Raw genomic sequence first — 10,813 nt, forward strand, 5'->3', positions numbered from 1 at the left:
AGTAAAACAAAAATTTCTAAGCGGGGGATCAACAGCCGGTAAAGGCTCACTTTATCCAATGACTAGGTTTGGTTTTTTCGTTAAACTATGACGTCCTTCAATGAAACGGACTGTTCCGGATTTTGCACGCATAACAACAGTATGAGTAGACCCGTACGTTCCTTTAAATTGTACCCCGCGAAGAAGCTCTCCATCTGTCACTCCCGTTGCAGCAAAGATGGCATCATCGCCTTTTACTAAATCCTCCATAAGAAGAATTTTGTTTACATCAAGACCCATTTTCTTGCAGCGCTCGATTTCAGCATCGTTCTGCGGAACAAGCTTTCCTTGAATTTCTCCGCCTAGACATTTAAGTGCTACCGCGGCTAAAACGCCCTCTGGTGCACCGCCAAGTCCGAAAAGAATGTCAACTCCGGTATGATCAAATGCTGTGTTAATCGCACCAGCCACATCCCCGTCATTTATCAATTTAATTCTAGCTCCCGCTTCACGAAGCTGAGCTACAATGTGACTATGACGATCACGATTTAAGACCGTTGCAACCACATCTTCAATGTCTTTATTTTTCGCTTTTGCTACAGCCTTCAAGTTATCGATGACTGAAGCATTAATATCAATTTTCCCTACAGCTTCAGGGCCAACCGCGATTTTGTCCATATACATATCAGGAGCGTGAAGCAAATTGCCATGATCCGCTACAGCCAATACGGCCAGAGCATTCCAGCCTCCTGATGCCACGATATTCGTGCCTTCAAGTGGATCTACTGCTACATCTACACGCGGACCGTAACCAGTACCAAGCTTTTCTCCGATGTAAAGCATTGGCGCCTCATCCATTTCCCCTTCGCCAATGACAACGGTTCCCTTCATTGGTACGGTATCAAACACATTTCTCATAGCTGTTGTAGCTGCATCATCTGCTTCATCCTTTTTCCCGCGTCCCATCCAGCGGGCCGATGCTAAGGCTGCCCCTTCTGTTACACGGACAAGCTCCATTGTTAAACTGCGTTCCATCCTTTTTCCCCCTCAAATCTCTGCTGTTCCACATCTATGCAATAAATTCGAAAATGCCTTTGGAACCCAGAGGACCATTAGGCATCTTCATCTATTAATCAGTAAGTTAAGCATTTTTCATTTGTTCCAGTTCTTCTTTTGTTAAATTTTCTCGCCATATGGTTGCCCCAAGGCCATTTAACTTTTCTACAAGATGGCTGTAGCCTCTGTCAATATGCTCAACTCCGGTTACTTCCGTTATTCCTTCCGCCATTAGCCCAGCAATGACTAGTGCGGCGCCGGCTCGTAAATCACTGGCCTTCACTTTGGCGCCCTGAAGCTTGACAGGTCCGTGAATAATCGCCGAACGGCCTTCCACCTTAATATTCGCATTCATTCTTCTTAATTCATCAATATGTTTAAAACGGGCACTATAAATGGTGTCCGTCACCATACTTGTCCCATCTGCACTCGTTAATAAAGATGTAAAAGGCTGCTGCAGATCTGTCGGGAAACCTGGATAAACAAGTGTCTTAATATCAACGGCTTTTCTTTTCCCTACCGGATGTATATAGACATGATCATCCCCTGTTTCAATCTGAGCACCCATTTCTCTTAATTTCGCAATCAGTGACTCAAGATGCTGAGGGATCACATTATCAATGGTCATTCCTTCACCAACAGCTGCACCAAGTAACATATACGTACCCGCTTCGATACGGTCCGGGATAATGGTGTGCTGGCAGCCATGCAGCTGGTCTACCCCATCAATTCGAATAACATCTGTTCCAGCACCCTTAATTTTCGCCCCCATATTCGTCAGCAAAGTGGCTACATCAATAATCTCCGGCTCTTTTGCCGCATTTTCAATGATCGTTCTTCCTTTAGCTCTAACAGCTGCCAGCATAATGTTGATGGTCGCCCCAACACTGACAACATCCAGATAAATTCGAGCCCCTCGCAGTTCATCCGCCCGCAGGTAAATCGCTCCCTGCTCATTGGTTACAGTTGCGCCAAGGGCCTCGAAGCCTTTAATATGCTGATCAATCGGTCTCGGGCCAAGATGGCATCCACCCGGCAGACCAATCACTGCTTTTTTGAAACGGCCTAGCATGGCCCCCATTAAATAATAAGAGGCACGCAGTTTCTTTACTTTTCCATTCGGCAAAGGCATGGAAATCATCGAGGAAGGGTCAACTTTCATATCTCCATTAGTAAAGCTGACGGTCCCTCCAAGTTCTTCAAGCAGTCCTTTTAAAATTTGCACATCCGAAATATCTGGCAGCCCTTCAATCGTGACAGGCGAATCAGCTAGAATCGTAGCCGGAATCAATGCCACTGCACTATTTTTTGCTCCGCTAATTCGAACAGTTCCTTTTAAAGGGTAACCGCCTGCAATCATAAGCTTTTCCATTTTTAGCTCCCTTCTACGCCGTAAAGTATATGAAAATCGCTGCGTGGGTAATGAAATGTTTGCATTCTTCTTGAACTATGTAGGAATTATTTAGCTTGTCCTTTGCTTTACGAATAGAACTGAAAACAGGTCGCATCCTGTTCATTCCGACATGATCCTTATCTTCTAGTTTACACGAAAAAGCCATTCCCATGTGTGGTTATGAAAATAAAGTTTCCATTCGTTCATCGTCTGCTAGCGCTTGCTACTAACACTTTACCCCAAATTGGCCATTCGTAAAACCCAATTTTTTGTAAAAAATGAGTACCCTTCCATTTACAATCAAAAATATTCTTTAACGAGAATTCCAGTCAGCAAGAAATGCTTCAATTCCTTTATCCGTTAGCGGGTGTTTAAATAATTGCATAATTACTTTATACGGGATCGTTGAAATATGAGCTCCTCTTAAAGCGGCATCGGTTACGTGCTGAGGATGACGAATGGATGCTGCAATAATTTCCGTCTTAATGTCATGGATAGCAAATATATCTGCAATCGTAGAAATTAAATCCAGCCCGTTATGGCCAATATCGTCTAATCGGCCAAGGAAAGGAGAAACATACGTTGCCCCTGCTCTTGCTGCCAGCAACGCCTGGTTAGCACTGAAAATTAACGTGACATTTGTTTTGATGCCTTCTTTTGAAAAAGTATTAACAGCCTTTAATCCATCTGGCGTCATTGGGACTTTAACTGTAATATTAGGCGCAATAGCCGCTAACTCGCGTCCTTCTTTTATCATGCCTTCTGCGTCTAAGGCGATAACCTCTGCACTTACTGAACCTGGGACAAGCTCTGTAATTTCTTTAAGTCGGTCATGGAAAGAAACATTCTTCTCCTTCGCCACCAATGAAGGGTTAGTCGTAACCCCATCTAAAATACCTAATGCATGTGCTTCTTTAATCTCATCCATATTCGCTGTATCGATAAAAAATTTCATTATATTTCCTCCTCAAAATAATAAATTTCCTGTTATCCAACAAATGAATCAAAACCGCCTCTATCCTAAAGGCGGTTTCATTAAAAAATCTCCACTGCTATTAAGCCTTTCCAGAAGAACCAAACTCGCGCATTTTTCCAATAACGGTTTCCTTAATGGCCTCTCTAGCAGGTCCTAAGTATTTGCGCGGATCATACATCTCCGGATTGGCTGCTAATACCTCACGAACACGCTTGGCAGAAGCAATTTGATTCTCTGTATTTACATTAATTTTGGCCGTTCCTAAAGAAACTGCTCTTTGAATATCTTTCGTTGGAATTCCCGTTCCACCGTGCAGAACAAGTGGAACGCCTGTTAGCTGGCCGATTTCTTCCATTTCAGCAAAACCAAGATTTGGTTCCCCTTTGTATGGACCATGAACGGATCCTAGCGCAGGAGCAAGACAGTCAATTTTCGTTCTTTTCACAAGCTCTTCACATTCTTTTGCATCCGCGTAAATAACGCCATCCGCTACAACATCATCCTCTTGTCCGCCAACAGTCCCTAATTCGGCTTCCACTGACACTCCGCGGGCATGCGCATATTCCACTACCTTTGAAGTGGTTGCCACATTTTCCTCAAAAGGATCATGAGAGGCGTCAATCATGACAGAAGTGAAACCAGCATCGATGGCTTCTTTACATTTATCGAAGCTTGATCCATGATCTAAATGAATCGCTACAGGTACTGAAATTTTATAATCTTCAAGTAAGCCTTCTACCAATTTTACAACGGTTTTGAATCCGCCCATATAGCGTGCTGCCCCTTCGGACACACCAAGAATAACAGGGGATTTTTCTTCCTCTGCCGCTTGAAGAATCGCTTGAGTAAACTCAAGATTATTTAAGTTAAATTGACCTACTGCATAGCCTTCCGCTTTTCCCTTGTTCAGCATGTCAGTCATTGATACTAAAGGCATATTTCTTCCTCCTTCGTCATCATCGCTTCTAATTTTCACAGGATAAGTGTTCCCTTGTTACTTGCGTTTATGTACTCTCCTGCTTAAACGGAACCGATCCAATGGAATTCATTTGTATCATACCAAAACAGCTAAAGAAATGCTATTACCCGGAATGAATTTTCATGAGAAAACGGGGCTAGATAAGAAAAGCCTGTGAGCAATAGCGTGCAGAAATGTTACTGCCGCTGATCGCCCACAGGCTGGTTGTTAAAATGAATTGGCTATTGGCACATACTTCTTAACGGCTGCCCGAATATCATCAATATCAAAAGGCTTTGCGAAGTGCGTTAAGGCGCCTAAATCGCGTGCTTCCTGAATCATATCCAGCTCACCGTATGCCGTCATAATGATGACACGAATTTCTTTATCAATCACTCTCATTCTCTTTAATATTTCAATCCCATCCATGCCAGGGATTTTCATATCGAGAAGTACTAGATCAGGTGAATGCTTGGAGACAATGTCAAGTGCCTGAATCCCATTTGCAGCTTGGTATGTATCATAGCCTTCCTTCTGTAAAACTTCATTCAGCAAAATGCGAATACCAAATTGATCATCAACGATTAATATTTTCCCCTTCAATCAACCCACCTCTTCCCTTCGTCTCAAAAATTCTGTCATTTGATTGTTATTATAGCTACCCAATTAGAATTCCCCCTCTATTTAATTCTATTTGATGACTGAAAATTCCTCCCTCTTCAAAAAATTTGCTTGCTGGAGTTATTTTTTATTTTGAAAAGCCTATAGATTACATGACTAATATGGATCCGATTTTACCTTTTTGTTTGTATTTCATATAATTGATATACCGAATCTTTAAATAGCGATAGGAGAGACATGATGCTAAAAATGTTTTCTACACAGCTTACCGGGCTGTTTAAAAGAATCCAGGAAAAAGAAGAATTTTCGATGGAAGACAGTGCTAGACTTCTGGCCCAGGCGGCTGTCGGAAACGGGAATATTTATATTTTTGGGGCCAATGAGATGAATGCTATTGCCTATGAAGCAACCGAAGGGCAAGAGCCCTTGAAAAATGCGGCGATCTGGCCAATGGACCGTCCTTTGGATGAGCTATCAGAGACAGACAGATTTCTTATTGTCTCGCGTCATTCTACAGATAAAGAAGCGGTGAAAATGGGGGAAATTCTTGCCGAGAAGATGATTCCATTTGTGGGCATTTCCACTGTTCAGGAAGGTCACGGCCTAGCTGATTTGGCCGATGTACATATTGATTTAAGGCTTACAAAGGGACTGCTGCCAGATGAAACAGGTAACCGATTTGGCTACCCTTCATCCATGGCTGCGTTATTTGTCTATTACGGGATCAAATTTACATTGGAAGAGATTTTGGAGGAATATGAGTAAAGGAATTTTTTTGCGGTGAGTGTGGGGTTGATTGGTATTGCCCTATCTGCGAATTTAGCCGGACGGTAATTATGTATGATTCATAGTTACCGTTTTTTCTATTTCTCTCACAAATGCATACATTGAACATTCCTATGTTAGTGTTTTGCTTCTCCTCCCTACTTAACGCTTACATTGAACAAACCTACACTACACTCTGCTCCTTCACCCATCAAAAAAAAGAAGACTCCACACGAAGCACCAGTCCCCACACTTGGGGCATGATACTCAGGAGTCTTCTTTTTCTATTATTTACTATGATTTAATGCCGCCCCAACAAAGTCACGGAATAGAGGTTGAGGACGATTCGGTCTTGAAATAAACTCAGGATGGAATTGGGATGCCACAAACCATGGATGGTCTTTAATCTCAATAATTTCGACAAGGCGTCCATCTGGGCTAGTGCCAGAGAAGACAAAGCCTGAATCTTCCATTTCCTGACGATAATGATTGTTAAACTCATAGCGATGGCGATGACGCTCATAGACCACTTCATCTTGATATGCGGCATAAGCTTTTGTATTCTCATTTAATTTACATGCCTGAATGCCCAATCTTAACGTTCCGCCTAAATCCTCCACATCCTTCTGTTCAGGAAGAAGGTCGATAATTGGGTGCTTCGTAGACGGATCAATTTCTGCAGAGTGTGCCCCTTTTAAGTTCAATACGTTACGGGCAAATTCTATCGATGCTAATTGCATGCCTAGGCAGATACCGAGGAATGGCTTTTTATGTTCACGGGCATATTGAATCGCAAGGATTTTTCCTTCAACCCCGCGATCGCCAAATCCGCCAGGGACAAGAACCCCATCCACTTCGTTTAGCAGGTCTGAAACATTTTCTGCATTCACTTCTTCGGCATTAATCCATTTAATATCAATATCAGAATCATGTGCATATCCAGCATGTTTCAATGCTTCTACTACGGAAATGTAGGCGTCTTGAAGCTCAACATATTTTCCAACAAGCGCGATTTTGGTTGTCTTAGAGAGGTTGGTTACTTTTTCAACGAGCTGCTTCCATTCCGTCATATCGGCATCGCCGCAAACAAGCTTCAAATGATTGCAGGCAATGCTGTCAAGGTTTTGATCTTGAAGTGCAAGCGGAATAGAGTACAAAGTGTCCGCATCTCTACATTCGATAACCGCTTCTTTATCAATGTCACAGAATAAAGCAAGCTTGTCCTTCATTTCTTGAGAAATCGGCATTTCTGTGCGGACTACTACTACATTTGGCTGAATCCCTAAGCTTCTTAATTCCTTTACACTATGCTGTGTAGGCTTTGTTTTCATTTCCCCAGCCGCTTTAATATAAGGAATTAATGTGCAATGGATGTACATCACATTGTCACGGCCAATGTCACTCTTTATTTGGCGAATCGCTTCAAGGAATGGAAGGGACTCAATATCTCCTACCGTTCCGCCAATTTCGGTGATCACGACATCTGAATTGGTTTCATGCCCGGCACGGAAAACTCTATCTTTAATTTCATTTGTAATATGGGGAATCACCTGAACGGTTCCGCCATTGTATTCACCGCGGCGTTCCTTCCTAAGTACAGTGGAATAAATTTTCCCGGTCGTCACACTGCTGTATTTAGTTAAATTCACATCAACAAAACGCTCGTAGTGACCTAAGTCTAAGTCCGTTTCCGCGCCATCACCTGTTACGAACACTTCACCATGCTGATAGGGGCTCATCGTCCCTGGGTCCACATTAATATAAGGATCAAATTTTTGAATCGTTACGCTCAATCCTCTATTTTTCAAAAGACGTCCAAGGGAAGCTGCGACAATCCCTTTTCCAAGTGATGACACTACGCCACCTGTTACAAAAATATACTTTGTCATTATAATTTCCCCCTCATTACAGTTTGTGCATATTCTTCTTTAATTAATGAATAAAAATAATGAATTTTATTTAATGCCTTCGCAAAAAAATAAAAAGCGCTCCACTTACTTTTAACAAGTAAGGGAGCGCTATACGCGTCTAATGATTCGTTCCTTTTTAAGGAGCCCAAAAAGTATTCTACAAGCCTATATAAAAAAAGTCAAGATGGCAGGCCGAAACTTATATGAATATAAGATTAATCTAAATCTTCCTCGTCTACATCAAGGTCTTCATCTTCTTCTATATCTTCATCCTGATCTCCAAGGTCATACTCTTCATCCTCGTCAATCAGGTCTTCGTCCTCTTCCAGATCTTCGTCATCGATCAAGTCGTCCTCTTCGATGATGTCATCTTCCTCTTCTTCAAATTCGTCATCAATGTCATCATCGATATCATCATAATCGATATCTTCATCGTCAAGATCATCGTAGTCAAGATCTAGATCGTCCTCGTCCTTCGCCTTCTTCGCCTTCTTCTTCTTCGGCTTGATCTCTGTTACGACATCTTCTTCCTGCTGCTCAATTGGGTACCATACACGAAGTCCCCATCGATTATCACCTAAGCCTAAAAAACGCCCATCGATGTTTAAATCTGTATAGAATTGAGCAATTTTCGATTTCACTTGATCCTCAGTAAGATCAAGAAGAGTAGTCAATTCATCCATTATTTCCTTAAATGCCATTGCGTCTTTTCTGCCTTTTAATAGTTCATAAGTGACTTCAATGAATGACATTTCTTTCAATTCTTCTTTTGTAAGTTCATATAAACTCAACATTAGCACGCCCCTTCACTATGTAACGCTTTTTAAGAAAGCGAAAAATAAACAGCCTTTTCAAAATCAGTAATTTAGCATTAATGATGATTTGGGAACCGATTTAAAACTAGGTTTTTAGGCACCCTCAAGAATACATATTCTCCATTATAAACAATATTTTGGTGTTTATGCTAGCTATATCTTTCACCTATTATCTTTTTCATTTTTAGCTGAGTCCTTCGTTTTTTGCGAGAGCTGGCTATATGCGAGTGAAAAGAAAAAAATCGAAATTAAAAAGAAAGGAATCGCGCCCAGCTGCTTTTGGTAAAGGTAATAAAATCCGATACAAATCCCCATGATCGCTGCAAAAACAAAAATTCGCTTCACATTCCCACATCCTGTTTAAATTCCTTGAAGACACAGACAGCTCTACGGTTCTAATCTGATTATATCGAATTTGGCGAAAAATTGTATAAGCTTGAATTAATTTTGTTATTTCTCCTATTTAACGAGTCTAATCATCCTTCTTTTTACAAGAATAGACTAGTAAGGACAAGTTCAAGAAGGAGGAATAGCAATTGGGGATGGACTATCAGCAAATAGAAGAAAAACTAAAGTCACTTGCCAGGCAAAGCCCGTTTCTTTCGCTTGAGACTATTGGAAAAACAGCATCAGGCCTAAACTTGTATTGTGTCGTTATTACTAAAGATGCAAACACATATAATTTGGCGTTTTGTCAAACCCAGGCTCAGCAGATGATCACCAACCCGGTAGAATTTTTGCATAGCGAAAAGAAGATCCCGATCATGATTAATGCTTCCATTCATGGGAGTGAAATATCTGGGACAGACGCGGTACTTCATTTGATCGAACGAATTGCAATAAAGAAGGATAAGGATATTTTACGTCTATTAGAGAATATTATTTTGATATGCATCATTTGTGCAAATCCAGAAGGCAGGGAGCAACAAACAAGGTATAACGGAAACGGGTTTGACTTAAACCGGGATTTTATTACACAGTCCCAAAAAGAAACAAAAGCTGTTGCACAACTGATTGCCAAGTGCAATCCTCTTGTTTTTCTCGATCTTCATGGCTACGTGAACAAAGATCCGAAAAAAATCGGCCTTATAGAGCCTTGTACTCCTCCACATAATCCTAACTATGAATACGATTTATATGGAAAATGGGCTTTTCCTATGGCTCAATCCATTGAATCATATATTGTAAATAGAAAAGACAGCTTCCAATCTAATCGGTATAAAGGCATGTCTGGAGCTTATATTCCCTATCGTGACAGCACAAAAGGATGGGATGATTATGGCGCCTATTATGCGGCGATGTACGCGATGCTCCATGGATCAATCGGCGTGACGATCGAGGCACCTACTGAAGGAAATGACGGGTTACTCTGGCTTTATTATGTCATGCTTGGAGCTTGCGAGTTTGTTCAAGCCCAAAAATCCGAGTTACTTCAAAACATCATCACCTTTTTTAACCGCGGTGCCAAAAGACACCATCCCCATCAAGCAGCCGGATTTTTTCCAAATGCTTATATCCTTCCAGTCCCAAGGGACGATGCATCTCCAGCTTATCAAGTAATCGATCACCTCATGAAAAATGGGGTTAAAGTTGAAATGGCTGAAAAAGGATTTATCTATGGAAAAAAAGTCTTTCTAAAGGGCACCTTTATCATACCAATGAATCAGCCGAAAGCTGTGGTAGCTAACACTTTTTTATGGACAGGAGAAAACCTATCTAAGGGCTCAATAAACATAACAAATTTAAGTTCATGGAGCTTGCCGCTTCTTTGGGGTGCCGAGTGCATTCCTGTAAAAGCCTCATTAGCTGTAAAAACAACACCTGTTTCACAATTAGTGAAGCGATATTACGTGAGTGGAAATGGACCTTTTATCCTTAAAAGCCGTTCCGTTGAAAGCATATCCTTTATTCAAAAGTTATTATCACAAGGTATATCAGTAAAGTGCACAAAGTCGGGAGAATTTATCATTGAACATACGGATAAAAATTGGCTTAGGAAACAAGCAAGAGGAACTGGCCTCACATTGAGCTCTGCATCACCCGCTAGAAGCTCCACTCTTTTACGAACAAAAAAGGTTGCCATTATTCGTGATGACGGATTATTCCATGCACAATCCCATGCTGGGACAAAAGAAGCGCTAAAAGAAATGGGTTTTCAAGTAAAAGAGCTTCACCCGAGAAGTTTAACAGATAGAGCCCAATTAAAAGACATTGACGTTTTAATCTACAGTGGTGTAAAGCAACTATTTTATCTTCCATCTAAGGTTTCGTCACGTTACCATCACGCTATCCTTAAATCTGAAGAACAGCTGGCGGCGTGCAAAGAAACAATTACAGCGT

The 10,813-nt window shown here is 41.4% G+C and carries 10 protein-coding genes; 2 read left to right on the plus strand and 8 right to left on the minus strand.

Annotation, left to right across the window (positions count from 1 at the left end; translation table 11 throughout):
• Positions 1-51 precede the first annotated feature (51 nt).
• The 5 genes from glpX to V7149_RS03440 form a co-directional block, all read right to left on the minus strand.
• Positions 52-1,014: a class II fructose-bisphosphatase gene (gene glpX / locus V7149_RS03420; RefSeq protein WP_315666571.1), complete on the minus strand. Its 963-nt coding sequence runs from the start codon at positions 1,012-1,014 to the stop codon at positions 52-54.
• Between the two features lie 106 nt (positions 1,015-1,120).
• Positions 1,121-2,407 (minus strand): UDP-N-acetylglucosamine 1-carboxyvinyltransferase, encoded by a 1,287-nt coding sequence (locus V7149_RS03425; protein ID WP_335344254.1) that lies wholly within the window; start codon positions 2,405-2,407, stop codon positions 1,121-1,123.
• Positions 2,408-2,741: 334 nt separating this feature from the next.
• Complete coding sequence (fsa, locus tag V7149_RS03430; protein ID WP_335344255.1) at positions 2,742-3,383, minus strand: fructose-6-phosphate aldolase; 642 nt, start codon at positions 3,381-3,383, stop codon at positions 2,742-2,744.
• A gap of 100 nt (positions 3,384-3,483) precedes the next feature.
• The gene (locus V7149_RS03435) at positions 3,484-4,341 is read right to left on the minus strand and encodes a class II fructose-bisphosphate aldolase (RefSeq protein ID WP_335344256.1); all 858 of its coding nucleotides are present in this window, start codon (positions 4,339-4,341) and stop codon (positions 3,484-3,486) included.
• A 249-nt stretch (positions 4,342-4,590) separates the two neighbouring features.
• Positions 4,591-4,965, minus strand: a complete 375-nt coding sequence (locus tag V7149_RS03440) for a response regulator (protein WP_066296672.1) — start codon at positions 4,963-4,965, stop codon at positions 4,591-4,593.
• Between the two features lie 258 nt (positions 4,966-5,223).
• On the opposite strand from V7149_RS03440, the gene V7149_RS03445 reads away from it, so the two are divergent.
• Positions 5,224-5,748, plus strand: a complete 525-nt coding sequence (locus V7149_RS03445; RefSeq protein WP_335344257.1) for a DUF2529 domain-containing protein — start codon at positions 5,224-5,226, stop codon at positions 5,746-5,748.
• Between the two features lie 287 nt (positions 5,749-6,035).
• On the opposite strand, the gene V7149_RS03450 is transcribed toward V7149_RS03445, so the two are convergent.
• The 3 genes from V7149_RS03450 to V7149_RS03460 form a co-directional block, all read right to left on the minus strand.
• Positions 6,036-7,637, minus strand: a complete 1,602-nt coding sequence (locus V7149_RS03450; RefSeq protein WP_335344258.1) for a CTP synthase — start codon at positions 7,635-7,637, stop codon at positions 6,036-6,038.
• Between the two features lie 236 nt (positions 7,638-7,873).
• Positions 7,874-8,452, minus strand: a complete 579-nt coding sequence (gene rpoE, locus V7149_RS03455; protein ID WP_438824045.1) for a DNA-directed RNA polymerase subunit delta — start codon at positions 8,450-8,452, stop codon at positions 7,874-7,876.
• A 183-nt stretch (positions 8,453-8,635) separates the two neighbouring features.
• On the minus strand, positions 8,636-8,818 hold the full coding sequence (locus tag V7149_RS03460; RefSeq protein WP_335344259.1) for a hypothetical protein: 183 nt from the start codon (positions 8,816-8,818) through the stop codon (positions 8,636-8,638).
• Positions 8,819-9,015: 197 nt separating this feature from the next.
• Between V7149_RS03460 and V7149_RS03465 the strand changes: the two genes are divergently transcribed.
• The coding region (locus V7149_RS03465) for a M14 family zinc carboxypeptidase (protein ID WP_335344262.1) at positions 9,016-10,813 on the plus strand (1,798 nt) is incomplete at its 3' end.

It is taken from the genome of Bacillus sp. JJ1503, assembly GCF_036965125.1.
GTDB lineage: Bacteria > Bacillota > Bacilli > Bacillales > Cytobacillaceae > Cytobacillus.

Coding starts and splice junctions, on each gene's coding strand:
- glpX (WP_315666571.1), bottom strand. CDS start 1,014: ATGGAACGCAGTTTAACAATGGAGCTTGTCCGTGTAACAGAAGGGGCA.
- V7149_RS03425 (WP_335344254.1), bottom strand. CDS start 2,407: ATGGAAAAGCTTATGATTGCAGGCGGTTACCCTTTAAAAGGAACTGTT.
- fsa (WP_335344255.1), bottom strand. CDS start 3,383: ATGAAATTTTTTATCGATACAGCGAATATGGATGAGATTAAAGAAGCA.
- V7149_RS03435 (WP_335344256.1), bottom strand. CDS start 4,341: ATGCCTTTAGTATCAATGACTGACATGCTGAACAAGGGAAAAGCGGAA.
- V7149_RS03445 (WP_335344257.1), top strand. CDS start 5,224: ATGCTAAAAATGTTTTCTACACAGCTTACCGGGCTGTTTAAAAGAATC.
- V7149_RS03450 (WP_335344258.1), bottom strand. CDS start 7,637: ATGACAAAGTATATTTTTGTAACAGGTGGCGTAGTGTCATCACTTGGA.
- rpoE (WP_438824045.1), bottom strand. CDS start 8,452: ATGTTGAGTTTATATGAACTTACAAAAGAAGAATTGAAAGAAATGTCA.